The organism is Mesorhizobium sp. M7A.F.Ca.MR.148.00.0.0, from assembly GCF_003997735.1.
Taxonomy (GTDB): Bacteria; Pseudomonadota; Alphaproteobacteria; order Rhizobiales; family Rhizobiaceae; genus Mesorhizobium.
In genome coordinates this window covers 1-234 of sequence record NZ_RZTB01000708.1, presented here as the reverse complement: position 1 = coordinate 234, position 234 = coordinate 1, and the positions used below count along the sequence as shown (strand labels likewise).

The window sequence follows — 234 nt, the reverse complement described above, 5'->3', positions numbered from 1 at the left end:
CGCGCCGCAACGGCATCTACACCGACTATCTCTACGAGCGCATGCAGCGCAAAGGGTTCCTGTTCCGCGACTGCCAGCGCCTGATCAACAACGACCGCAACCATTTTGCCGCCTGCATGGTGGCGCTGGGTGATGCCGACGGCATCGTCACCGGTGTCACCCGCAACTATTCCACCGCACTCGACGACATCCGCCGCGTCATCGACGCCAAGCCCGGCCACCGCGTCATCGGCG

The 234-nt window shown here is 64.5% G+C and carries 1 protein-coding gene; it reads left to right on the top strand.

The genetic code is table 11. The features are described 5' to 3' along the window. Nucleotides 1-234: phosphate acyltransferase (locus EOB49_RS35930; RefSeq protein WP_281060650.1), on the top strand; the 234-nt coding region annotated here is incomplete at both ends.